The following is a 22,882-nucleotide window of genomic DNA, read 5'->3' on the forward strand; positions in this document are numbered from 1 at the left end:
AATGTTCGGAAAATTGACACTGGATGCAGTGCCCTACCATGAACCGATTATCGTGGTTACGGTGGCTGCAATTATCATTGGTGGCGCGGCCTTACTGGCCCTGATCACTTACTTCGGTAAGTGGAGCTACCTGTGGAACGAGTGGCTGACTTCGGTTGACCACAAAAAACTCGGTATCATGTACTGCATCGTCGGTATCGTCATGTTAATTCGTGGCTTTGCGGATGCGATCATGATGCGTAGCCAGCAGGCACTCGCTTCTGCGGGTGAAGCCGGCTTCCTGCCACCGCACCACTACGATCAGATCTTTACCGCCCACGGCGTTATCATGATCTTCTTCGTGGCGATGCCGCTGGTTATCGGTCTGATGAACGTTGTCGTTCCGCTGCAAATCGGCGCGCGCGACGTGGCGTTCCCGTTCCTAAACAACCTGAGCTTCTGGTTCACGGTTGTCGGCGTTATCCTGGTTAACCTGTCACTGGGTGTGGGCGAATTCGCGCAGACCGGCTGGCTGGCTTATCCACCGCTGTCAGGAATTGAGTACAGTCCGGGCGTTGGCGTCGACTACTGGATTTGGGCGCTTCAGCTCTCCGGTGTCGGTACTACCCTGACCGGTATCAACTTCTTCGTGACCATTATCAAGATGCGTGCCCCTGGCATGACCATGTTCAAGATGCCGGTATTTACCTGGGCATCTCTGTGCGCAAACATCCTGATTATTGCCTCCTTCCCAATTCTGACCGTCACCATCGCGCTGCTGACCCTGGACCGCTACCTGGGCACCCATTTCTTCACGAATGATATGGGTGGCAACATGATGATGTACATCAACCTGATTTGGGCCTGGGGTCACCCGGAAGTGTACATTCTGGTTCTGCCTGTGTTCGGTGTGTTCTCCGAAATCGCGGCAACCTTCTCGCGTAAACGTCTGTTTGGTTACACCTCTCTGGTGTGGGCAACCGTGTGTATTACCGTTCTGTCGTTCATCGTTTGGCTGCACCACTTCTTCACCATGGGTGCGGGCGCGAACGTAAACGCCTTCTTCGGTATTACCACCATGATTATCGCCATCCCTACCGGGGTGAAGATCTTCAACTGGCTGTTCACCATGTACCAGGGCCGCATCGTGTTCCACTCAGCGATGCTGTGGACTATCGGCTTCATCGTAACCTTCTCCGTAGGTGGGATGACCGGCGTACTGCTGGCGGTACCAGGCGCTGACTTCGTTCTGCACAACAGCCTGTTCCTGATTGCGCACTTCCATAACGTTATCATCGGTGGCGTGGTCTTCGGCTGCTTCGCTGGCGTAACCTACTGGTGGCCAAAAGCGTTCGGCTTCACGCTGAACGAAAAATGGGGTAAACGCGCGTTCTGGTTCTGGATCATCGGCTTCTTCGTAGCATTTATGCCGCTGTACGTGCTGGGCTTCATGGGTATGACCCGTCGCCTGAGCCAGCAGATCGATCCGCAGTTCCACCCAATGCTGATGGTTGCAGCGGGCGGTGCCGTGCTGATTGCCTGTGGTATCGCGTCTCAGCTGATTCAGTTCTACGTGTCTATTCGCGACCGCGACCAGAACCGTGACCTGACCGGTGACCCATGGGGTGGCCGTACGCTGGAGTGGGCAACCTCTTCTCCACCTCCTTTCTATAACTTTGCCATCGTGCCGCAGGTTCATGAACGCGACGCATTCTGGGAAATGAAAGAAAAAGGTGAAGCGTACAAGCAACCTGCTCATTACGAAGAAATCCACATGCCGAAAAACAGCGGTGCGGGTATTGTGATTGCCGCCTTCGCAACGGTATTTGGTTTCGCAATGATCTGGCACATCTGGTGGATGGCGATTGTTGGCTTCGCCGGCATCGTAATCAGCTGGATTGTGAAGAGCTTTGACGAGGACGTGGACTACTACGTACCAGTCCGTGAAGTTGAGAAGCTGGAAAATCAGCATTTCGACGAGATTTCTAAAGCGGGGCTGAAAAATGGCAACTGATACTCTGGCGCACTCAACTGCCCACGCGCATGAGCATGCGCACCACGATACAGGACCGACCAAAGTCTTCGGTTTCTGGATCTACCTGATGAGCGACTGCATTCTGTTCTGCTGTCTGTTCGCGACCTATGCCGTTCTGGTGAACGGCACGGCGGGCGGCCCGACCGGCAAGGACATCTTTGAACTGCCGTTCGTTCTGGTTGAAACCGCACTGCTGTTATTCAGCTCCATCACCTACGGCATGGCGGCTATCGCCATGTACAAAAACAACAAGAGCCAGGTTGTGTCCTGGCTGGCGTTGACCTGGCTGTTTGGTGCTGGATTTATCGGGATGGAAATCTATGAATTCCATCACCTGATCATGGAAGGCTTCGGCCCGGATCGCAGTGGCTTCCTGTCCGCGTTCTTCGCGCTGGTCGGCACCCACGGTCTGCACGTGACCTCCGGTCTGATCTGGATGGCAGTACTGATGTTCCAGATCTCCCGTCGCGGCCTGACCAGTACTAACCGTACCCGTATCCTGTGCCTGAGCCTGTTCTGGCACTTCCTGGACGTGGTGTGGATCTGTGTGTTCTCTGTTGTATATCTGATGGGGGCGATGTAATGAGTCATTCAAACGATCATGGCGCTTCCCACGGTAGCGTAAAAACCTACATGACAGGTTTCATCCTGTCGATCATCCTGACGGTGATCCCGTTCTGGATGGTGATGAGCGGTTCTGCGTCTAAGCCGGTTATTCTGGGTGCAATCCTGGTGACCGCGGTGATTCAGATTCTGGTGCATCTGGTTTGCTTCCTGCACATGAACACCAAGTCCGATGAAGGCTGGAATATGACCGCCTTTATCTTTACCGTGATTATCATCGCTATCCTGGTAGTCGGTTCCATCTGGATTATGTGGAACCTCAACTACAACATGATGGTTCACTAAGAGCGGCGAGTATGTTTAAGCAATACCTGCAAGTAACGAAACCAGGCATCATCTTTGGCAACCTGATCTCCGTGATCGGAGGGTTCCTGCTGGCCTCTAAGGGCAGCATTGATTACACCCTCTTTATCTACACGCTGGTCGGTGTGTCACTGGTTGTTGCGTCCGGTTGTGTATTTAACAACTACATCGACATGGATATCGACAAGAAGATGGAAAGGACCAAAAATCGGGTGCTGGTGAAAGGCCTGATCGCCCCTTCCGTCTCGCTGGTGTACGCCACCTTGCTGGGTATTGCTGGCTTTATGCTGCTGTGGTTTGGTGCTAACCCGCTGGCCTGCTGGCTGGGGGTGATGGGGTTCGTGGTGTATGTGGGCGTCTACAGCCTGTATATGAAACGCCACTCCGTCTACGGCACGCTGATTGGTTCTCTCTCCGGCGCTGCGCCGCCGGTAATTGGCTACTGCGCGGTAACGAACGAGTTCGACAGCGGTGCGCTGATCCTGCTGGCTATTTTTAGCCTGTGGCAGATGCCGCACTCCTATGCCATCGCGATTTTCCGCTTTAAGGATTATCAGGCAGCGAACATTCCGGTTCTGCCGGTCGTGAAGGGCATTTCTGTTGCCAAGAACCACATCACGCTGTACATCATCGCCTTTGCCGTGGCAACGCTGATGCTCTCTCTGGGCGGTTACGCTGGATACAAATATCTGGCGGTAGCGGCCGCGGTGAGCGTCTGGTGGCTCGGTATGGCGCTGCGCGGTTACAAAGTGGAAGATGACAAAGTCTGGGCGCGCAAACTGTTTGTGTTCTCGATTGTGGCCATCACCTCACTGTCCGTGATGATGTCCGTGGACTTCATGGTGCCAGATTCACACAACCTGCTGACTTACGTCTGGTAAGCCAAACAGGTCAATAAAAGGGTGCTTCGGCACCCTTTTTTATTCACTGAATCTACTAATAACGCATGTAATATTTGTTAAATAACCCTTTATTTACCCCGCCCCTTCCCCGCACTACACTATGGCCTGCTTTTGAACTGAGGTGGTAATGAACGATTATAAAATGACGCCAGGCGAGCTACGCGCGACCTGGGGCTTAGGGACTGTCTTCTCGCTACGGATGCTTGGCATGTTTATGGTCCTGCCTGTTCTGACCACGTACGGTATGGCGCTACAGGGGGCCAGCGAGGCGCTGATTGGGCTCGCGATCGGCATCTACGGTCTGGCGCAGGCGGTCTTCCAGATCCCCTTTGGCCTGCTCTCTGACCGGGTAGGTCGAAAGCCGCTGATCGTCGGCGGGCTGCTGGTCTTTGTGCTCGGAAGCGTGATTGCCGCCCTCTCCCATTCCATCTGGGGGATTATTCTCGGCCGCGCCCTGCAGGGCTCCGGCGCGATTGCCGCCGCGGTGATGGCGCTGCTGTCCGACTTAACCCGCGAGCAGAACCGCACCAAAGCGATGGCGTTCATCGGCGTGAGCTTTGGCGTGACCTTTGCGATTGCGATGGTGCTGGGCCCCATCATTACGCACACGTTGGGTCTGCACGCCCTGTTCTGGATGATTGCCGTGCTGGCGACCATCGGTATTGCCTTAACCCTGTGGGTCGTGCCGGACAGCAAGAACCACGTTCTGAACCGCGAATCAGGGATGGTAAAAGGCTGCTTCAGCAAAGTAATTGTCGAGCCGCGCCTGCTCAAGCTGAACTTTGGCATTATGTGCCTGCACATCCTGCTGATGTCGACCTTTGTCGCCCTGCCCGGCCAGCTTGCCGCTGCGGGTTTCCCGGCGGCTGAGCACTGGAAAATCTATCTGGTCACGATGCTGATTTCGTTTGTCTCCGTCGTGCCGTTCATCATCTACGCCGAAGTGAAGCGCAAAATGAAGCGCGTCTTCGTGGGCTGCGTGGCGGTCCTGCTGATTGCCGAAATTGTGCTCTGGGGTGCCGGTCCGCACTTCTGGGAGCTGATTGCCGGCGTACAGCTGTTCTTCCTGGCCTTTAACCTGATGGAAGCGCTGCTGCCGTCGCTGATCAGCAAAGAGTCCCCCGCCGGATATAAAGGCACCGCGATGGGCATCTACTCCACCAGCCAGTTTCTCGGCGTGGCGATCGGCGGCTCGCTCGGCGGCTGGGTGGACGGCCTGTTTGATTCACAAACCGTGTTCCTCGCCGGTGCGCTGTTGGCAACAGTCTGGCTGCTGGTTGCCAGCACCATGAAAGAGCCGCGCTACGTGAGCAGCCTGCGCGTGGAAATCCCGGATGATGTGGAAATCAGCGATATGCTGAAGCAGCGTCTGGAAGCCAAAGAGGGTGTGACAGAAGTGCTCATCGTCCCGGAAGAGCGCAGCGCTTACGTCAAAATAGACAGTAAAATGACCAACCGCTTCGAGGTAGAGCAGGCGATCAAAGCGTGAAAAAAAGCCCGGTCAAACCGGGCTTTTTATATTAATCGCGGAAGTTTTTAAACTGGAACGGTTGCCCCAGATCGCCGCCGCGCACCAGCGCCATCACGGACTGGAGGTCATCGCGGGATTTACCGGTCACGCGAATTTCTTCGCCCTGAATCTGTGCCTGCACCTTCAGCTTGCTGTCTTTGATGAGCTTAACGATCTTCTTCTGCACAGCGCTCTCAATGCCCTGCTTCAGCTTAGCTTCCACAAACCAGTTCTTACCGCTGTGCACAAACTCTTCCGGCACGTCCAGAGACGTCCCTTCAATGCCGCGCTTCAACAGCTTGGCGCGCAGAATGTCGAGCAGCTGATTCACCTGGAAATCAGACTCGCTCAGCACCTTAATGGTCTTATTTGCGTCGTTCAGCTCAAACGACGCCTCAACGCCGCGAAAATCGAAACGTGACTCAACTTCGCGGGTTGCGTTCTCAACGCCGTTGCGAACTTCCTGGATATCAACTTCGGAAACAATATCGAAAGATGGCATCTTTTCTTCTCCCTTCACTTTTGTTGCGTTGCATAATACCCGCTACGAGGCATAACTCAACAGAAGCTTAGCTGTATAATTAAGCTGTAACACCTGGCGCAGTTGCAGGTGAGGAGGAACAATGAAAATTACGGTGCTCGGATGCGGAGCGCTTGGTCAGCTGTGGCTGACCGCGCTGTGCAAGCACGGACATGAGGTTCAGGGCTGGCTGCGCGTGCCCCAGCCCTATTGCAGTGTAAACCTGATTGGTGAAGACGGAAGCATCTTTAACGAATCCCTCACCGCGAACGATCCTGACTTCCTGGCGCAAAGCGATCTTTTACTGGTAACGCTTAAAGCGTGGCAGGTCTCAGACGCGGTAAAAACGCTGGCCGCGCAGCTCCCCTCCACTTCGCCCATACTGCTGCTGCATAACGGCATGGGGACGCTTGATGAGCTGAAAAACGTCCCGCAACCCTTGCTGATGGCGACGACCACGCACGCTGCGCGTCGCGACGGCAACATCATCGTGCATGTCGCCAGCGGCGTGACGCACATCGGGCCCGCCAGAACTCAGAATGGAGATTACAGCTATCTTGCCGATGTGCTGCAGAAGGTGCTGCCGGACGTCGCCTGGCACAACAACATCCGCCCTCAGCTGTGGCGCAAGCTGGCGGTAAACTGCGTAATCAATCCGCTGACGGCGCTATGGAACTGCCCGAACGGAGAGCTGAAAAATCATCCGCAGGACGTTGCCATGCTGTGTGCGGAAGTCGCGGCGGTCGTTGAGCGGGAAGGCCTGCATACCTCGGCCGACGATTTGCGCTGCTATGTCGAGCAGGTAATTGAGAGCACGGCAGATAACATCTCCTCGATGCTGCAGGATGTTCGGGCATTACGCCACACGGAGATCGACTACATCACCGGCTATCTGTTAAAACGCGCCCGCGCGCACGGTATAGCCGTGCCGGAAAACGCCCGTCTGTATGACCTGGTTAAACGTAAGGAGAGTGAATATGAGCGCGTCAGCACTGATCTGCCTCGCCCCTGGTAGCGAAGAGATGGAAGCGGTCACCACCATTGATTTGATGGTGCGCGGCGGCATTAAGGTCACCACCGCCAGCGTCGCCAGCGACGGTAATCTGGCAATCACCTGCTCGCGCGGGGTGAAAATCCTTGCGGATGCCCCCCTTGTTCAGGTGGCTGACGGCGATTACGACATCATCGTTCTGCCCGGCGGCTTAAAAGGCGCGGAATGTTTTCGCGACAGTCCGCTGCTGGTCGAGACCGTGCGTCAGTTTCATTTATCCGGCCGCATCGTCGCGGCAATCTGTGCCGCCGCCGGAACGGTTCTGATTCCGCACGATATCTTCCCCATCGGCAACATGACCGGTTTCCCGGGGCTCAAGGATACGATCCCGGAAGAGCACTGGGTGGATAAACGCGTCGTCTGGGATCCGCGCGTCAACCTGCTGACCAGCCAGGGGCCAGGCACCGCGATTGATTTTGGCTTAAAGATTATTGACCTGCTGGTCGGGCGCGAGAAGGCCTACGAAGTAGCGTCATCGCTGGTGATGCCTGCGGGGATTTATAATTATTACGAATAGGTGTTCTCCCTCACCCTGTGGGAGAGGGGCGGAGGCAACAGGTCGCCCCCGCCCTGCAATAAACTACGGGCGATACACCTTCACATTCGCAAAGCCCTGCTCGCGCAGATACAGCGCCTGCAGACGGCTCATCACCCCACGCTCACACCACAGCAGATAGGTTTTGCTCTGGTCGAGGTCGCCAAATTTGGTGCTCAGCTTGTAGAACGGCAGAGAAACCACTTCGACGCCTTCAACCTGCAGCGGCTTGTCATCCTGCTCATCAATGGAGCGAATATCCAGAATTGCATCGTTAGCGCCGAAACCGCTCACGGTTTCAACTTCAACGACTTCCTGCTCGGTCTGCTGGGCAATCTCGCGGATATCAATGTTGGAGGCTTCCTCCACCACTTTTTCCAGAATGCTGAAATCGAAGTTCTCTTCTTCCGCTTCGATCTTCGCCTTCACCGCCTTCACCGTTGGGCTTTTTGAGATCACGCCGCAGTATTCCGGCATGGTGCGGGCAAAATCTTCGGTGCCGATTTCGCGCGCCAGGTCGATGATGTGCTCTTTGTCGTGGGAGATCAGCGGGCGCAGGATCAGCGTATCAGACACATTGTCGATCAGACGCAGGTTGGTCAGCGTCTGGCTGGATACCTGGCCCAGCGCTTCACCGGTGACCAGCGCCTGCACGCCGTAGCGCTCGGCAACTTTGGACGCCGCACGCACCATCATGCGCTTCAGCACCACGCCCATCTGGCCGTCGTCCACTTTTTCGAGGATTTCGCCGACCACAGGTTCGAAGTTGATCGCCACGAAACGCACGCGGTGGGAGCTGCCGAAGCGGTTCCACAGATAATGCGCCACCTGACGTACGCCGATTTCGTGCGCCGCACCGCCCAGGTTGAAGAAGCAATAGTGCACACGGCAGCCGCGACGCATCAGCATATAGCTGGAAACGCCGGAATCGAAGCCGCCGGAGATCAGGGACAATACGTCTTCCTGGGTGCCAATCGGGAAGCCGCCGATACCTTCATAGCGCCCTTTCACCAGCAGCAGGCGATCGTTTTCGATCTCCAGGTTCACGGTCACGTCCGGGTTGGTCAGACGAACGCGCGCCGTTTCAACGTGCTGGTTCAAACCGCCGCCGACGTAACGTTCCACTTCAATAGAGCTGAACTCGTGCTTGCCGCGACGCTTCACGCGCACGCAGAAGGTTTTGCCTTCGATCTGATCGCGGTACTGGAGCAGCGCTTTCTCGAAGATGTCGTGCATATCGCTGAACGGAACATCTTCCACTTCCAGGATATGGTGGATCCCCGGAATACGGGTCAGCGCGTCGCGAATATCCTGACGTTTGTTTTCGTCTTTGGCGCGCACTTCAACGTGGTCCCAGTGGCGCACCACGGCGAGGGTTTCGTCGTAGTGCTTTAATACGTTACGAATGTTCCCGGTGAGAATTTTAATAAAGCGCAAACGCACAGATTGGCTTTTGATGGTGATTTCAGGGAACAATTTAATGATAAACTTCATGGCGGCAATGTTTCTTAGGCAAGCGTATTAAGGCTTGTAATGGAAAAGAGTACAGCAGCCCACACCCGTGGCTGCATCCAGGCGCGCAAGTATACCACCATCGCGCCGCTCCTGTGCACATTGCGCGTTATTTGATAATTGCCCTGAGTCCGTTACCATGTCGGGGCTGAGAATATAAGAGTCAATTCACTATGCCGAAGAAGAACGACGCACCGGCCAGTTTCGAAACTGCGCTGAGTGAACTGGAGCAAATCGTTACCCGTCTTGAGAGCGGCGATCTCCCGCTGGAAGAGGCGCTCAATGAATTCGAGCGTGGCGTGCAGCTGGCGCGCCAGGGACAGGTCAAACTGCAGCAGGCCGAGCAGCGCGTGCAGATCCTGCTTTCCGACAGCGAAGACGCGAAAACCACGCCTTTCACACCGGACGCCGAGTAAATGGATTTTGCCAACGAGCTTCAGGCGCGTGTCGTACGCGCCAACGACGCCCTGCGCCGTTTTATTGCGCCACAGCCTTTTCAGAACACTCCACTGGTTGAAGCCATGCACTATGGCGCACTCTTGGGTGGAAAGCGCCTGCGCCCGTTCCTGGTGTACGCCACAGGCAATATGTTTGGCATCAGCGATAACACGCTGGACGCCCCGGCAGCCGCCGTGGAGTGCATCCACGCCTACTCGCTGATCCACGACGATCTCCCGGCCATGGACGACGACGATTTGCGTCGGGGTCAACCCACCTGCCATATCAAGTTTGGCGAGGCGAATGCCATTCTGGCGGGTGATGCCCTGCAAACGCTGGCGTTCTCGATTCTGAGCGACGCGCCGATGGCGGAAGTGGCCGACCGCGATCGGCTGGCGATGATCTCCGAGCTGGCAATGGCCAGCGGCGTGGCCGGCATGTGCGGCGGACAGGCGCTGGATCTTGAAGCGGAAGGACGTCAGGTTAATCTGGAACAGCTGGAGCGTATTCACCGCCATAAAACCGGGGCGTTGATTCGTTCCGCCGTTCGCTTGGGCGCGCTGAGCGCGGGTGAACAAGGGCGCAAAGCCCTGCCGATTCTGGACAGATACGCAGAAAGTATCGGTCTGGCATTCCAGGTTCAGGATGACATTCTGGATGTGGTGGGCGATACTGCAACATTGGGTAAACGTCAGGGTGCGGACCAGCAGCTTGGCAAAAGTACCTATCCCGCCCTGCTGGGCCTTGAGCAAGCCCAACGTAAAGCCCGGGATCTGATTGACGAAGCCCGCCAGTCCCTAAATGAACTGGCCGCGCAATCGCTGGATACCTCGGCACTGGAAGCGCTAGCGGACTATATAATCCAGCGTAATAAATAAACTATATATCTCGATGAGCCTTTGATGAGTTTTGATATTGCCAAATACCCGACACTGGCGTTAGTTGACTCCACCCAGGAGCTACGTCTGTTGCCGAAAGAGAGCCTGCCGAAGCTGTGCGACGAGCTGCGTCGCTACCTGCTCGACAGCGTAAGCCGCTCCAGCGGCCATTTCGCCTCCGGGCTTGGCACGGTAGAGCTGACCGTGGCGCTGCACTACGTCTATAACACGCCGTTCGATCAGCTGATCTGGGACGTGGGGCACCAGGCTTATCCGCACAAAATTCTGACCGGACGTCGCGATAAAATTGGCACCATTCGTCAGAAAGGCGGCCTGCACCCGTTCCCGTGGCGCGGTGAGAGCGAGTACGACGTGCTGAGCGTCGGCCACTCTTCCACCTCCATTTCTGCGGGCATCGGGATTGCCGTTGCCGCCGAGAAAGAGAACAAGCAGCGCCGCACCGTCTGCGTGATTGGCGACGGCGCCATCACCGCAGGGATGGCCTTCGAAGCCATGAACCACGCGGGCGATATCAAGCCGGACATGCTGGTTATCCTTAACGATAACGAAATGTCGATTTCCGAGAACGTCGGCGCGCTGAACAACCATCTGGCCCAGCTGCTCTCCGGCAAGCTTTACTCCTCGCTGCGCGAAGGCGGCAAGAAAGTCTTCTCCGGCGTACCGCCGATTAAAGAGCTGCTCAAGCGCACCGAAGAGCACATCAAAGGCATGGTCGTGCCGGGCACCCTGTTTGAAGAGCTGGGCTTTAACTATATTGGCCCGGTTGACGGCCACGACGTGCTGGGCCTGGTGACCACGCTCAAGAACATGCGCGACCTGAAAGGCCCGCAGTTCCTGCACATTATGACCAAAAAAGGGCGCGGTTACGAACCGGCGGAAAAAGATCCGATCACCTTCCACGCGGTGCCGAAATTCGACCCGTCCAGCGGCTGTCTGCCAAAAAGCAGCGGCGGCATGCCGAGCTATTCCAAAATCTTCGGCGACTGGCTGTGCGAAACCGCAGCCAAAGACAACAAGCTGATGGCGGTGACGCCTGCCATGCGTGAAGGCTCCGGCATGGTGGAGTTCTCCAGAAAATACCCTGACCAGTATTTTGACGTTGCCATTGCCGAGCAGCATGCGGTGACGTTTGCGGCGGGCCTGGCCATTGGCGGCTACAAGCCGGTTGTCGCTATCTACTCCACCTTCCTGCAGCGCGCCTACGATCAGGTGATCCACGACGTGGCGATTCAGAAGCTGCCGGTACTGTTTGCTATAGATCGTGCAGGCATCGTCGGTGCCGACGGCCAGACGCACCAGGGCGCGTTTGATCTGTCTTTCCTGCGCTGTATTCCCGATATGGTTATCATGACGCCAAGCGACGAGAACGAATGCCGTCAGATGCTGTTTACCGGTTACCACTATCAGGATGGCCCAAGCGCCGTTCGCTACCCGCGCGGCAATGCGGTGGGCGTTGAGCTTCAGCCGCTGGAAAAACTACCGATCGGTAAAGGTCTGGTGAAGCGTCGCGGTGAAAAAGTGGCGATACTGAACTTCGGCACGCTGATGCCGGAGGCGGCTAAAGCGGCTGAAGCGTTGAATGCCACCCTGGTGGACATGCGCTTTGTGAAGCCGCTCGACGACTCTCTGATCCTGAGTATGGCTGAGACGCATGACGTGCTGGTCACGCTGGAAGAAAACGCCATCATGGGCGGCGCGGGCAGCGGCGTGAACGAGGTACTGATGGCGAACCGTAAAGCCGTGCCGGTGCTGAACATCGGCCTGCCGGATCACTTCATTCCGCAAGGTACTCAGGACGAAGCCCGTGCGGCTATTGGCCTGGACGCCGCCGGTATCGAAGCCAAAATCCGTACCTGGCTGGACTGACCCCTCCCCCTTTTCCGCTCCTGCTATGCTTAAACCTGGTGTTTAAACAGCAGGAGCGGAACCGTGCAATACACAACATTAGGAAAAACGGACCTTAAGGTTTCCCGACTATGTCTGGGATGCATGACCTTCGGCGAGCCCGATCGGGGAAACCACGCCTGGACGCTGCCGGAAGAGAGCAGCCGTCCGATTATCAAACGCGCCATCGAGGGCGGCATTAACTTCTTTGACACCGCCAACAGCTACTCCGACGGCAGCAGCGAGGAGATTGTCGGCCGCGCCCTGCGCGATTTTGCCCGTCGTGATGATATCGTCGTCGCCACCAAGGTCTACTACCCGGTGGGCGATCTGGCTGAGGGCCTTTCTCGCGCGCAGATCCTGCGCTCCATTGATGACAGCCTCAGACGCCTGAACATGGATTACGTCGATCTGCTGCAAATTCACCGCTGGGATTACAACACGCCAGTCGAGGAGACGCTTGAGGCGCTCAACGACGTGGTCAAAGCCGGGAAAGCTCGCTACATCGGCGCGTCGTCTATGCACGCGTCGCAGTTTGCCCAGGCGCTGGCTCTCCAGGCGCAGCACGGCTGGGCGCGATTTGTCACCATGCAGGATCACTACAATCTGATCTATCGTGAAGAAGAACGCGAGATGCTGCCGCTGTGCCATCAGGAGGGCGTGGCGGTGATCCCGTGGAGTCCGCTGGCGCGCGGCCGCCTGACCCGTCCATGGGGGGAAACCACGGCTCGCCTGGTATCGGATGAAGTGGGAAAAAATCTTTATTCCGGTACAGAAGCCAGCGATGCGCTGATTGCCGAACGTTTAGCCGGAATTGCCGACGATACCGGTGCCACTCGCGCCCAGGTAGCGCTGGCCTGGCTGCTGGGCAAGCGCGGGGTCGCGGCACCGATTATTGGAACGTCGCGGGAAGAACAGCTGGATGAGCTGCTGAATGCGGTGGATATCACGCTGACGCCAGAGCAGATTGCCGAGCTGGAGACGCCGTATCAGCCGCATCCGGTGGTGGGGTTTAAGTAAGCCCTGCCACAGAGAAAGGGAACAAAACACATAGGCCGGGTAAGGCGAAGCCGCCACCCGGCAAAAGCTTACGCGAAGTGATCGTACCCTTTCCAGTCCAGCGTAACGGGCGCGCCGTCTTTCACAAACTTCAGCCCTTCGCTCTCCGGCATGATCTGACCGATGCAGGTAAACTTCGCGCCGAGATGCGCTAACGCCACGTCCAGCGTTCCACGGTTGAGCTCAGGCACCGTGAAGCACAACTCATAGTCTTCACCACCGGAGAGCGCCCAGCGCAGGGCCTGCTCAGGCTCCACATGGCGAAGCAGTTGCTCAGACAGCGGGAAGAGATCCAGGTCAACGCGCGCACCTACGCCGCTGGCCTTCAGGATATGGCCGAGATCGGAGATCAGCCCGTCAGAGAGATCGATAGCCGAGCTTGCCCGTTCGCGCAGCGCCTGGCCGTGCAAAATACGCGGCGTTGGCCGCAGGTGGCGTTTCACCAGATACGCCGCATCGTCAGCATCTTCAACCGTTAAACGATTTTGAAGGATCGCCAGCCCGGCCGCGCTGTCGCCCGGCGTACCGGTCACGTAGATCCAGTCGCCGGGTTTTGCACCCGAGCGCTTCAGCGCGCGGCCGAGCGGCACGTAGCCGTGGATCGCCAGCGTCATCGACAGCGGACCGGCAGTCGTGTCGCCGCCAATCAGCTGCATATCGTAATAGCTAAGCTGCTCAAAAAGCGCATCGCTAAAGGCTTCCAGCCAGGCTTCATCTACCTCAGGCAGCGTCAGAGCCAGCGTCAGCCACGCGGGATCGGCCCCCATCGCCGCCAGATCGCTGACGTTAACCGCCAGGGCTTTATACGCCAGATCGGCAGGATCGATATCCGGTAAGAAATGACGGCCACACACCAGGGTGTCGGTGCTGATTGCCAGCGTCTGTTTTTCGGGAATATTGAGAAGTGCGCAGTCATCGCCAATGCCGGTTTCAACATCAAGACGAGAGGTTCTGACACGGTCGAAATAACGGGCAATCAGGGAGAATTCGCCGCATGCCATACGTTATGCCTCAGCAAATAAAAGAAAAAACCGGAGCCGCACTGCCCGTCAGGCAATGCAGGACTCCGGTTTGCGGATCACTTTTTGTGGGGACGGATCGCAGGTGCTGCTTTATCAAGTACGCCGTTTACAAACTTGTGGCTGTCTTCAGCGCCGAAGGTTTTCGCCAGCTCGATCGCTTCGTTGATGGCCACTTTATACGGCACATCATCACGTTTAGACAGCTCAAACAGCGCGATACGCAACACTGCTTTTTCAACCTGACCCAGCTCTTCGAGCAGACGGGACAGGTATGGCTTCATCAAGCCATCGAGATACGCGCTATTAGTCGCCACTCCCGACAGCAGTTCGCGGAAGTACAGAACGTCAACGTCTTTTACGTCCTGTTCTGACAGGAACTGGTATTCAACATCAGCGATGTCGTTCTGGGACAACTGCCAGGAGTAAAGTGCCTGGACGGCACATTCACGGGCGCGGCGACGAGCAGCAGGTTTCACGGAATTCCCCTTACAAAAAAATCAGGCCTTGATGGCTTTCAATACATTGATCATTTCAAGCGCGGTCAGTGCAGCTTCTGCACCTTTGTTACCGGCTTTGGTGCCAGCACGTTCGATGGCTTGTTCAATACTTTCGGTGGTCAGCACGCCGAACGCGACAGGAATTTCAGCATCCTGCGCAACGTGTGCCAGACCGTTGCTTGCACCGCCCGCAACGTATTCGAAGTGCGCAGTGCCGCCACGAATAACGGTACCCAGCGCAATCACCGCGTCGTATTTACCGGTTTTCGCCAGCGCGCCCGCCGCCAGTGGCAGTTCGTAAGCGCCTGGAACCCAAACAACGGTAATATTGTCATCTTTAACCTGGCCGATACGTTTCAGGGCGTCAATCGCACCTTCCAGCAGGCTGTCGTTGATGAAGTTGTTGAAACGCGCAATGGTGATGGCGACGCGAGCGTCCGGGGTAGCTACAGCAGCTTCAATAATGTTCATACTCTTCCTTTACGGGTTCATTTGGCCCCGCAGGGGGGCGGATTTTATCATAATACTTTGCGCACTGCTTCCCTATTTCAGGAGCAATTACGCTGTCGTTAAGTGGAGGCAGACATCCGGGCCTACCGGACGAATCTCGCTAAATTTGAGTTGCGGTGCGCCGGCCAGTTTTTCAAGGCCGGGCAGAACGAACAGGCCGCGCGCGTCGTGACCTAAGAGTTTAGGCGCAACGTAAACAATCAGCTCATCCACCAGCCCGGCCTGTAAAAGCGCACCGGCGAGCGTTGGCCCCGCTTCAACCCAGATGCTGTTCACCTGCTGCTTGCCGAGCAGCATCATCAGCACCACCAGATCCAGATGACCGTTATGCTCCGGCACCATAATACTGCGCACGCCTTCCGGCCATTCGCGCGTATCTTCTTTAGTGCGGGCGATCCAGGTTTCACCCGGCTGCTGGACAATACGGTGCTCCGGCGTCACGCGGTTCTGGCTATCAATGATAATACGCAGCGGCTGACGCAGGTTCTCCTGCGGGTACAGCGCCTGAGTATCGGCATTCAGCTCGTCCCAGCGCACGGTCATGGCCGGATCGTCAGCCAGAACGGTTTCACTGCTGGTGAGAATAGCATGGCTTTGCGCGCGAAGACGTTGCACATCGCGCCTTGCCTGTGGCGACGTGATCCACTGGCTTTCGCCGTTTGCCATCGCCGTACGACCGTCCAGCGAGGCGCCCAGCTTAAGCTGAATATACGGGAACCCCGTGCGCATGCGCTTCAGAAAGCCTTTGTTGATCGCTTCCGCGTCCTGCATCATCAGCCCATGGCTGACGTCAATGCCTTCCTGCTGCAGGCGATACAGACCGCGTCCGGCAACCTGTGGATTCGGGTCCTGCATTGAGGCGACCACGCGTGAAACACCCGCCGCGATCAGCGCTTCGCAGCACGGCGGCGTACGCCCGTGATGGCTGCAGGGCTCCAGCGTGACGTAGGCTGTGGCACCGCGCGCCTTCTCACCGGCCATGCGCAACGCATGGACCTCGGCATGCGGCTCGCCAGCACGATAGTGAAACCCCTCCCCTACGATCTCGCCATCTTTAACGATAACGCACCCGACGTTCGGGTTGGGATGGGTGGTAAAACGACCGCGCTGCGCCAGCTTCATGGCTCTCGCCATGTAAATCTCATCCTGCATGAGCTTAATCCTGTAAGCGGGCGATCTCTTCGCCAAACTCTTTGATGTCTTCGAAGCTGCGGTAGACCGAGGCGAAGCGGATATAGGCGACCTTATCGAGCTTTTTCAGCTGCTCCATCACCAGGTTGCCGATCATTTTGCTCGGCACTTCACGCTCACCCAAACCACGAAGGTAAGATTTTATGTGGTTTAACGCCATCTCAACGTCGTCCGCGCTGACGGGTCGTTTTTCCAGAGCCTTCAGCATCCCGCTGCGCAGTTTCTCTTCGTTAAACGGCTCGCGCACGTCGTTGCTTTTTACCACGCGCGGCATTACCAGCTCTGCAACCTCAAAGGTCGTGAAACGCTCGTTGCACACCAGACACTGCCGACGACGGCGTACGGATGACCCTTCGCCCACAAGACGAGAGTCGATGACTTTGGTATCCACAGCGGAGCAGAATGGGCAATGCATACGGTATCCCTGTTATGTGGTTAACTAATTTTCATTTTACCCTGATCTGGCCTGACAACAAAGGAAGAGCTTTTTGAGACAAAGGATCTATGTCTGACACGTCAAGGCTGGCTACCATTAAGGCGATCCGTTATTTCAAGGAAATAAACGCAATGACAAGACGTTACCTTAAAATTTTGCTGGTGGGGAGCCTCTTCACCCTTAGCGCCTGTGCACAGCAAACCGAAGTTCGCCAGATGAAACAAAGCGTCAACACGCTCAATACGGCGATGGACAAACTGAATAAAGAAACGGTGAAGATCACCCAACAAAACGCGCTGAACGCAAAATCCAGCAGCGGGGTGTATCTGCTGCCTGGTGCCAATACGCCTGCGCGGCTCAACAGCCAGATTGGCACGCTTAAAATGTCACTGGTGAACGTTGCGGCGAATGCAGATGGTACTCGCGCAACATTACGCATCCAGGGAGAATCCAACGATCCACTTCCGGCCTTCAGTGGCACCGTCGAGTGGGGCCAGATCCAGGGCACAACCGAGAGCTATCAGGAAGTGAATGTGAAGAACCAGTTGTTCACTGCTCCCGCGAGTATACTGGCGCCCAGCGATGTTGATATCCCGCTTCAGCTGAGTGGACTCACGCCAGATCAGTTAGGTTTTATCCGCATCCACGATATCCAGCCCGCCGCGCAGTAACCCCTCCTTCAGCGGAGTGCAATGTCACTCCGCTAACATTTACATTTCGTATGGATTGGCAACATAAATGATTGCCGCTACAATCCCGCCCGTTTAAAGTACGCAAACGTGAACGCAATCGATTACGCGTGTGAGAGATATGTGAAACAACACATATTTTTGTGAGCAGGGATTCCTATAATAGGCACCGCAGAAACACGAAATATTTAGAAACGCAATTCGCGCATTTTTCACTCCCGGAAGGGAATTTCAATCAGTGGCATGATTATGAAAAAAACATTACTTGCAGCCGGCGCTGTGCTGGCACTTTCCTCCTCTTTCACTGTTAACGCAGCGGAAAACGATAAACCACAATACCTCTCCGACTGGTGGCACCAGAGCGTTAACGTCGTGGGCAGCTACCACACCCGTTTCGGACCACAGATCCGCAACGATACCTACCTGGAGTACGAAGCGTTCGCCAAGAAAGACTGGTTTGATTTCTACGGCTATATGGATGCACCGGTATTCTTCGGCGGTAACACCGACGCGAAAGGTATCTGGAACCACGGTTCCCCACTGTTCATGGAAATTGAACCACGCTTCTCTATTGATAAACTGACCGGTACCAGCCTGGCGTTTGGTCCGTTCAAAGAGTGGTACTTCGCGAACAACTACATCTACGACATGGGCCGCAATAAGTCTGGTCGCCAGAGCACCTGGTACATGGGTCTGGGTACGGACATCGATACCGGCCTGCCAATGAGCCTGTCTCTGAACGTGTATGCTAAGTACCAGTGGCAGAACTACGGCGCCGCGAACGAAAACGAGTGGGATGGCTACCGTTTCAAAGTGAAATACTTTGTGCCAATTACCCAGCTGTGGGGCGGTAACCTGAGCTATATCGGCTTCACCAACTTTGACTGGGGTTCAGATCTGGGCGACAACGACTTCCGCGACCTGAACGGTAAGAAAGCGCGCACCAACGACTCCATCGCTTCCAGCCACATCCTGGCTCTGAACTACGATCACTGGCACTACTCTGTTGTTGCGCGTTACTGGCACAACGGTGGTCAGTGGAACGACGACGCGAGCCTGAACTTCGGCAACGGCGACTTCAGCGTTCGCTCTACCGGCTGGGGTGGTTACTTGGTTGTGGGTTATAACTTCTAATCAGCGCTGGACTGTGCGGGCTGATGCCCTCACCCTGACCCTCTCCCACAGGGAGAGGGAACAAATACTAAGAACGGCAACATACGTTGCCGTTTTGCTTTTACCTCGCCGCCAGGCTTTTTACTGCTTAACCTTCCGCAAAAAATCGGCCAGAGACCTGTCCGCACTCTCGCTAAACCGCCTCTCCGTCTGCACAATATTGAGACATCGGTCGAGCCGGAAACAGCGATAGTCATCGCGCCGTTCGCACCACGCCGCCAGCAGCCAGCGCTCACCCCAGAAGAACAATCCTAACGGCTGAACCTCACGCTGTGAGAGTTGCCCAACTTCGTCGCGGTAATGCAGCGCCAGCACACGCTGAGCGGAAATTGCCTGATGGATCATGTCAAAATCGCTACGGGAGTGGCTTTGCATGCAAAAATCCGGGGCGTAGATCCGCGTCTGCTCCGCCTTTCGACGACTCTCCTCGGGCAGGATAGCCAGCACCTTCTCCTGAGCCGACTCCAGCTCGCGCGAAAGCGATTCTCCTCCCCAGGTTTTGAGCAGGCGAATCGCGACGATCAGCGCCTCTGACTCCCTATTTGTCAGCATCAGCGGCGGCAGGTCAAAACCCGACATCAGCCGATATCCGCTCCCCGCCTCACCTTCCACCGGCACGCCGGAAAGCGACAGGTCGCGGATATCGCGGTAGACCGTGCGCTCGGATACGCCAAGCCGTTCCGCCAGATGCGCTGCCGTTGTCAGACGCCTGCCCCGCAGGATCTGCACAATCTGAAACAAACGGTCAGCGCGTCGGGTCATATCTTATTCCGCTCTCAGGCAGGTTGATGGAGGCCGACGCGGTTACCCTCGCTGTCGGTAAATAATGCGATAGTGCCAATGCCATGCGGCAGTTCCAGCGGGCCAAACACGCACTCGCCGCCCGCGAAGGCGATGCGATCGAGCGTGGCCGCCAGATTATCAGTATGCAGGTAAATAATAGCGCCCTGCAAAGACGGTGTAACGCCGTCAAATTTTGCCAGCGCCCCGCCGGTATACGGATCCTCATGCGGGAAAACGGCCAGCTCCGCACAGTCCATTTTCTCGCGACGCAGTGCGAGCTGCATCACCGGCTCATAAAATTTGATGGCGCGATCCATATCCGCGACCGGAATTTCAAACCAGTTAATGACGCTTTTCATACATCCTCCTGCCTGTTATTAGGGTTCAGAAGGAGTCTACGACAGGGCTCCTGACAGCATTGTGTCAGGAGTGTTTGTCAGGAGCAGATAAAAAAATCCCGGTCAACAGACCGGGATTTCGATAACGCGCTAAACGTCGCCTTACGGCAGAATGGACGGCTGATCCGCCCCTTCTTTCTCGACTTTCTGCTGGAGCAGGTGCTCGCGCTTCATGCCGAGTTTCAGTGCCAGAGCGGACGCGACGTAGATAGACGACGCCGTACCGATGGTGACACCGATCAGCATGGTCAGCGAGAAGCCTTCCAGTACCGGACCACCGAAGAGGAACAGCATCAGGATCACCATCAGGGTGGTACCGGATGTGATCAGGGTACGGTGCAGCGTCTGGGTCAACGACACGTTAAAGATTTCGTACGGCGTACCGCGACGGATCTTACGGAAGTTTTCACGGATACGGTCTGATACCACGATACTGTCGTTCAGTGAGTAACCGATAACGGACATCAGGGATGCCACAATCGTCAGGTCAATCTCAATGTGGAACAGCGACAGTATGCCCATGGTGATCACCACGTCGTGCGCCAGAGCGATAACCACACCGGCCGCCAGTCGCCACTCAAAGCGGAAACCGACGTATACCAGGATGGAAATCAGCGCCACCAGCAGCGCCATCGCGCCGGTCTGCGCCAGGTCAGCACCCACGCTTGGGCCGACGAACTCAATACGCTTGACCGCCGCGTTCTGGCTGGTTGTTTCGTTAATCACGCTAACAACCTTGCTGCCCAGCTCCTGGCTGCCGTTGGCATCGTGCACCGGTGGCATACGCACCATGATGTCGCGGCTGCTGCCGAAGTTCTGCAGCAGCGGCTCTTCAAAGCCCGCTTTCTGCAGAGACAGACGCATCTGGTCCATATCGACCGGTTTTTCCAGGGAGATCTCGATGACCGTACCGCCGGTGAAATCCAGCCCCCAGTTAAAGCCTTTCACGCCCATAATGACGATGGACAGAATCAGCAGGAAACCTGAAATGCCGAAGGCCCAGTAGTCCCAGCGCATAAAGTCCCAGACTTTACGGCCGTGGTTCAATTGTTCAACAGTATATTCCTGTGCCACAACGCACTCCTCAGATAGACAGCTTTTTGACGCGCTTGCCGCCGTACAGCAGGTTCACGATGGCACGGGTGCCGACAATAGCGGTAAACATTGACGTTGCGACACCGATACCGGTTGTAATCGCAAAGCCTTTGATCGCGCCAGTACCCACTGCATACAGGATAAGAACCTTAATCAGTGTTGTTACGTTCGCATCGAAGATAGAGCTGAACGCGCCTTTATAGCCTTCGTCAATCGCCTGCTGAATAGAGCGACCGTTACTCAACTCTTCTTTGATACGTTCGTTAATCAGTACGTTGGCGTCGACCGCCACCGCAAGGGTAAGAACGATACCCGCAATGCCCGGCATGGTCAGCGTCGCCCCCGGCAGCAGGGACATAATGCCGATGATCAGCACCAAGTTGGCGATCAGCGCGGAGGTCGCAATCAGACCAAACTTCTTATAGAAGAAAATCATGAAGAGGATAGAGACCACCAGACCGGCCAGACACGCTTCCAGACCCTGCTGAATGTTTTGCATACCCAGAGTTGGACCAATGGTACGTTCTTCAACAATCTGAATTGGCGCAATCAGCGCACCGGCACGCAGCAGCAGGGAGAGCTGACGCGCTTCGTTCGGGTTGTTAATACCGGTGATACGGAAGCTGTTACCCAGACGAGACTGGATATTGGCGATGTTAATCACCTCTTCCTCTTTCACCAGCACCGCACGACCGTTTGCATCTTTCTTACCGCTGTCTTTGTACTCCACGAACAGGGTCGCCATCGGTTTACCGATGTTGTCCTTGGTGAAGTTAGACATGATGTTACCGCCCGCGCTATCCAGCGAGATGTTAACCTGCGGCTGGTTGTATTCGTCCTGGCTCGACGTGGAGTCGGTGATGTGGTCACCGGTCAGGATCACGCGTTTGTACAGCACTACTGGCTGACCTTCGCGGGTCTGTTTCACTTCGGAGTCACCCGGAATACGCCCTGCGGCGGCAGCGGACTGATCGACGTTGGAGTTCACCAGACGGAATTCCAGGGTTGCGGTCGCACCCAGAATCTCTTTCGCACGCGCGGTATCCTGGATACCCGGCAGTTCAACCACGATACGGTCAGCACCCTGACGCTGTACCAGCGGCTCAGCCACGCCCAGCTGGTTTACACGGTTACGCAGAATGTTGATGTTCTGCTGAACGGCATATTCACGCGCTTCTTTCAGACGCGCATCGGTCATCACCGCGCGCAGCTGGTTGCTGCCCTGAGAGGTGATTACCAGGTCACGGTGACGTTGGGTCAGGTAATCTACAGCCTGATCGCGCGCCGCGCTGTCGCGGAACGTGATGCTCATGCCGTAGTTATCTTCTTTACGCACGGTGGTGTAAGCGATGCCTTTATCACGCAGATCGCTGCGCAGGCTGTCGATATTCTGTTCCTGCAGCTTGCCGAGCGCGGTATCCATATCCACTTCCATAAGGAAGTGAACGCCGCCACGCAGGTCAAGACCGAGTTTCATTGGCTCTGCTTTCATCGCAGCCAGCCAACGCGGGGTTGCAGGGGCAAGGTTAAGCGCCACGACGTATTTGTCACCCAGCACGCCCATCAGCGCTTCGCGAGCGCGGAGCTGCGTATCGGTGGTGTCGAAGCGAGCAAGAATTGCCCCCTCTTCCAGAGCCACAGACTTAGCGGTAATTTTTTCTTCTTGTAACGTTTTCTGGACCTGGATCAGCGTTTGCTCACTGGCGGCGACACCGCGCGCGCCAGTGATTTGAACAGCCGGATCCTCACCATACAGGTTGGGAAGCGCGTACAGCAGGCCGACGAGAATCACGACGACCAGCATGATGTACTTCCACAAAGGATAACGGTTTAACAC

The 22,882-nt window shown here is 56.2% G+C and carries 24 protein-coding genes; 13 read left to right on the forward strand and 11 right to left on the reverse strand.

The window, feature by feature from the left end; genetic code table 11:
• Position 1 precedes the first annotated feature (1 nt).
• The 5 genes from cyoB to INF68_RS10570 all read left to right on the forward strand — a co-directional run bounded on the left by cyoB (position 2) and on the right by INF68_RS10570 (position 5,332).
• Complete coding sequence (gene cyoB, locus INF68_RS10550; protein ID WP_014168864.1) at positions 2-1,993, forward strand: cytochrome o ubiquinol oxidase subunit I; 1,992 nt, start codon at positions 2-4, stop codon at positions 1,991-1,993.
• A complete protein-coding gene (locus tag INF68_RS10555; RefSeq protein WP_008503324.1) occupies positions 1,983-2,597 on the forward strand; it encodes a cytochrome o ubiquinol oxidase subunit III in 615 nt (204 codons plus the stop codon). Before cyoB ends, INF68_RS10555 begins: the two co-directional genes overlap by 11 nt.
• On the forward strand, positions 2,597-2,923 hold the full coding sequence (locus INF68_RS10560) for a cytochrome o ubiquinol oxidase subunit IV (protein WP_006176899.1): 327 nt from the start codon (positions 2,597-2,599) through the stop codon (positions 2,921-2,923). The genes INF68_RS10555 and INF68_RS10560 overlap by 1 nt, the downstream gene beginning before the upstream one ends.
• A gap of 11 nt (positions 2,924-2,934) precedes the next feature.
• Positions 2,935-3,822 carry a heme o synthase gene (gene cyoE / locus INF68_RS10565; RefSeq protein ID WP_013095848.1) on the forward strand — a complete coding sequence of 296 codons (888 nt, stop codon included), beginning with the start codon at positions 2,935-2,937 and terminating at the stop codon, positions 3,820-3,822.
• Between the two features lie 148 nt (positions 3,823-3,970).
• The gene (locus INF68_RS10570; RefSeq protein ID WP_059446568.1) at positions 3,971-5,332 is read left to right on the forward strand and encodes an MFS transporter; all 1,362 of its coding nucleotides are present in this window, start codon (positions 3,971-3,973) and stop codon (positions 5,330-5,332) included.
• 31 nt (positions 5,333-5,363) lie between these two features.
• Here the strand turns inward: INF68_RS10570 and INF68_RS10575 are convergent, their stop codons facing one another.
• Complete coding sequence (locus INF68_RS10575; RefSeq protein ID WP_023334701.1) at positions 5,364-5,855, reverse strand: YajQ family cyclic di-GMP-binding protein; 492 nt, start codon at positions 5,853-5,855, stop codon at positions 5,364-5,366.
• A gap of 121 nt (positions 5,856-5,976) precedes the next feature.
• Here INF68_RS10575 and panE point away from each other — a divergent pair, with 121 nt between their 5' ends.
• On the forward strand, positions 5,977-6,888 hold the full coding sequence (panE, locus tag INF68_RS10580) for a 2-dehydropantoate 2-reductase (RefSeq protein WP_126786036.1): 912 nt from the start codon (positions 5,977-5,979) through the stop codon (positions 6,886-6,888).
• A complete protein-coding gene (yajL, locus tag INF68_RS10585) occupies positions 6,851-7,441 on the forward strand; it encodes a protein deglycase YajL (RefSeq protein WP_023310563.1) in 591 nt (196 codons plus the stop codon). Before panE ends, yajL begins: the two co-directional genes overlap by 38 nt.
• Before the next feature lie 63 nt (positions 7,442-7,504).
• On the opposite strand, the gene thiI is transcribed toward yajL, so the two are convergent.
• Positions 7,505-8,953 (reverse strand): tRNA uracil 4-sulfurtransferase ThiI, encoded by a 1,449-nt coding sequence (gene thiI, locus INF68_RS10590; RefSeq protein ID WP_109844818.1) that lies wholly within the window; start codon positions 8,951-8,953, stop codon positions 7,505-7,507.
• Between the two features lie 191 nt (positions 8,954-9,144).
• Between thiI and xseB the strand changes: the two genes are divergently transcribed.
• The 4 genes from xseB to INF68_RS10610 all read left to right on the forward strand — a co-directional run bounded on the left by xseB (position 9,145) and on the right by INF68_RS10610 (position 13,212).
• Positions 9,145-9,387 carry an exodeoxyribonuclease VII small subunit gene (xseB, locus tag INF68_RS10595; RefSeq protein ID WP_008503331.1) on the forward strand — a complete coding sequence of 81 codons (243 nt, stop codon included), beginning with the start codon at positions 9,145-9,147 and terminating at the stop codon, positions 9,385-9,387.
• Positions 9,388-10,287, forward strand: coding sequence for a (2E,6E)-farnesyl diphosphate synthase (gene ispA / locus INF68_RS10600; protein ID WP_109844817.1), 900 nt, complete (start codon positions 9,388-9,390; stop codon positions 10,285-10,287).
• Between the two features lie 24 nt (positions 10,288-10,311).
• A complete protein-coding gene (dxs, locus tag INF68_RS10605) occupies positions 10,312-12,174 on the forward strand; it encodes a 1-deoxy-D-xylulose-5-phosphate synthase (RefSeq protein ID WP_126786037.1) in 1,863 nt (620 codons plus the stop codon).
• Between the two features lie 63 nt (positions 12,175-12,237).
• Positions 12,238-13,212 carry an aldo/keto reductase gene (locus tag INF68_RS10610; protein WP_126786038.1) on the forward strand — a complete coding sequence of 325 codons (975 nt, stop codon included), beginning with the start codon at positions 12,238-12,240 and terminating at the stop codon, positions 13,210-13,212.
• A gap of 68 nt (positions 13,213-13,280) precedes the next feature.
• On the opposite strand, the gene thiL is transcribed toward INF68_RS10610, so the two are convergent.
• The 5 genes from thiL to nrdR all read right to left on the reverse strand — a co-directional run bounded on the left by thiL (position 13,281) and on the right by nrdR (position 16,886).
• Positions 13,281-14,252 (reverse strand): thiamine-phosphate kinase, encoded by a 972-nt coding sequence (thiL, locus tag INF68_RS10615; protein WP_033144764.1) that lies wholly within the window; start codon positions 14,250-14,252, stop codon positions 13,281-13,283.
• Between the two features lie 77 nt (positions 14,253-14,329).
• Positions 14,330-14,749 carry a transcription antitermination factor NusB gene (gene nusB, locus INF68_RS10620; RefSeq protein WP_006809908.1) on the reverse strand — a complete coding sequence of 140 codons (420 nt, stop codon included), beginning with the start codon at positions 14,747-14,749 and terminating at the stop codon, positions 14,330-14,332.
• Positions 14,750-14,770: 21 nt separating this feature from the next.
• Positions 14,771-15,241, reverse strand: a complete 471-nt coding sequence (ribE, locus tag INF68_RS10625) for a 6,7-dimethyl-8-ribityllumazine synthase (protein WP_006176874.1) — start codon at positions 15,239-15,241, stop codon at positions 14,771-14,773.
• Between the two features lie 87 nt (positions 15,242-15,328).
• Entirely contained in the window at positions 15,329-16,432 is a 1,104-nt protein-coding gene (gene ribD / locus INF68_RS10630) for a bifunctional diaminohydroxyphosphoribosylaminopyrimidine deaminase/5-amino-6-(5-phosphoribosylamino)uracil reductase RibD (protein WP_126786039.1), read from the reverse strand.
• Between the two features lie 4 nt (positions 16,433-16,436).
• Positions 16,437-16,886, reverse strand: coding sequence for a transcriptional regulator NrdR (gene nrdR, locus INF68_RS10635; protein WP_008503337.1), 450 nt, complete (start codon positions 16,884-16,886; stop codon positions 16,437-16,439).
• Positions 16,887-17,038: 152 nt separating this feature from the next.
• On the opposite strand from nrdR, the gene INF68_RS10640 reads away from it, so the two are divergent.
• Positions 17,039-17,578, forward strand: a complete 540-nt coding sequence (locus tag INF68_RS10640; RefSeq protein WP_023310555.1) for a DUF3251 domain-containing protein — start codon at positions 17,039-17,041, stop codon at positions 17,576-17,578.
• A 267-nt stretch (positions 17,579-17,845) separates the two neighbouring features.
• Positions 17,846-18,730: a nucleoside-specific channel-forming protein Tsx gene (locus tag INF68_RS10645; RefSeq protein ID WP_025756198.1), complete on the forward strand. Its 885-nt coding sequence runs from the start codon at positions 17,846-17,848 to the stop codon at positions 18,728-18,730.
• Positions 18,731-18,850: 120 nt separating this feature from the next.
• Here INF68_RS10645 and INF68_RS10650 read toward each other — a convergent pair whose 3' ends face one another.
• The 4 genes from INF68_RS10650 to secD form a co-directional block, all read right to left on the reverse strand.
• A complete protein-coding gene (locus tag INF68_RS10650) occupies positions 18,851-19,531 on the reverse strand; it encodes a YafY family protein (protein WP_126786040.1) in 681 nt (226 codons plus the stop codon).
• A gap of 14 nt (positions 19,532-19,545) precedes the next feature.
• Complete coding sequence (locus INF68_RS10655; protein ID WP_109844812.1) at positions 19,546-19,911, reverse strand: VOC family protein; 366 nt, start codon at positions 19,909-19,911, stop codon at positions 19,546-19,548.
• Positions 19,912-20,052: 141 nt separating this feature from the next.
• The gene (gene secF, locus INF68_RS10660; protein WP_024906803.1) at positions 20,053-21,024 is read right to left on the reverse strand and encodes a protein translocase subunit SecF; all 972 of its coding nucleotides are present in this window, start codon (positions 21,022-21,024) and stop codon (positions 20,053-20,055) included.
• 10 nt (positions 21,025-21,034) lie between these two features.
• Positions 21,035-22,882, reverse strand: a complete 1,848-nt coding sequence (secD, locus tag INF68_RS10665) for a protein translocase subunit SecD (RefSeq protein ID WP_071789390.1) — start codon at positions 22,880-22,882, stop codon at positions 21,035-21,037.

It is taken from the genome of Enterobacter cloacae complex sp. P16RS2, assembly GCF_014982155.1.
In the GTDB taxonomy this organism is placed as follows: Bacteria; Pseudomonadota; Gammaproteobacteria; order Enterobacterales; family Enterobacteriaceae; genus Enterobacter; species Enterobacter cloacae_M.

What these genes read in the sequence shown, in the direction of transcription:
- xseB (WP_008503331.1), top strand. Translation starts at nt 9,145, where the DNA reads ATGCCGAAGAAGAACGACGCACCGGCCAGTTTCGAAACTGCGCTGAGT.
- nrdR (WP_008503337.1), bottom strand. Translation starts at nt 16,886, where the DNA reads ATGCATTGCCCATTCTGCTCCGCTGTGGATACCAAAGTCATCGACTCT.
- INF68_RS10555 (WP_008503324.1), top strand. Translation starts at nt 1,983, where the DNA reads ATGGCAACTGATACTCTGGCGCACTCAACTGCCCACGCGCATGAGCAT.
- INF68_RS10560 (WP_006176899.1), top strand. Translation starts at nt 2,597, where the DNA reads ATGAGTCATTCAAACGATCATGGCGCTTCCCACGGTAGCGTAAAAACC.
- ribD (WP_126786039.1), bottom strand. Translation starts at nt 16,432, where the DNA reads ATGCAGGATGAGATTTACATGGCGAGAGCCATGAAGCTGGCGCAGCGC.
- ispA (WP_109844817.1), top strand. Translation starts at nt 9,388, where the DNA reads ATGGATTTTGCCAACGAGCTTCAGGCGCGTGTCGTACGCGCCAACGAC.
- INF68_RS10575 (WP_023334701.1), bottom strand. Translation starts at nt 5,855, where the DNA reads ATGCCATCTTTCGATATTGTTTCCGAAGTTGATATCCAGGAAGTTCGC.
- INF68_RS10570 (WP_059446568.1), top strand. Translation starts at nt 3,971, where the DNA reads ATGAACGATTATAAAATGACGCCAGGCGAGCTACGCGCGACCTGGGGC.
- INF68_RS10640 (WP_023310555.1), top strand. Translation starts at nt 17,039, where the DNA reads ATGACAAGACGTTACCTTAAAATTTTGCTGGTGGGGAGCCTCTTCACC.
- INF68_RS10655 (WP_109844812.1), bottom strand. Translation starts at nt 19,911, where the DNA reads ATGAAAAGCGTCATTAACTGGTTTGAAATTCCGGTCGCGGATATGGAT.
- INF68_RS10650 (WP_126786040.1), bottom strand. Translation starts at nt 19,531, where the DNA reads ATGACCCGACGCGCTGACCGTTTGTTTCAGATTGTGCAGATCCTGCGG.
- ribE (WP_006176874.1), bottom strand. Translation starts at nt 15,241, where the DNA reads ATGAACATTATTGAAGCTGCTGTAGCTACCCCGGACGCTCGCGTCGCC.
- cyoE (WP_013095848.1), top strand. Translation starts at nt 2,935, where the DNA reads ATGTTTAAGCAATACCTGCAAGTAACGAAACCAGGCATCATCTTTGGC.
- thiI (WP_109844818.1), bottom strand. Translation starts at nt 8,953, where the DNA reads ATGAAGTTTATCATTAAATTGTTCCCTGAAATCACCATCAAAAGCCAA.
- thiL (WP_033144764.1), bottom strand. Translation starts at nt 14,252, where the DNA reads ATGGCATGCGGCGAATTCTCCCTGATTGCCCGTTATTTCGACCGTGTC.
- INF68_RS10645 (WP_025756198.1), top strand. Translation starts at nt 17,846, where the DNA reads ATGAAAAAAACATTACTTGCAGCCGGCGCTGTGCTGGCACTTTCCTCC.
- dxs (WP_126786037.1), top strand. Translation starts at nt 10,312, where the DNA reads ATGAGTTTTGATATTGCCAAATACCCGACACTGGCGTTAGTTGACTCC.
- cyoB (WP_014168864.1), top strand. Translation starts at nt 2, where the DNA reads ATGTTCGGAAAATTGACACTGGATGCAGTGCCCTACCATGAACCGATT.
- yajL (WP_023310563.1), top strand. Translation starts at nt 6,851, where the DNA reads ATGAGCGCGTCAGCACTGATCTGCCTCGCCCCTGGTAGCGAAGAGATG.
- panE (WP_126786036.1), top strand. Translation starts at nt 5,977, where the DNA reads ATGAAAATTACGGTGCTCGGATGCGGAGCGCTTGGTCAGCTGTGGCTG.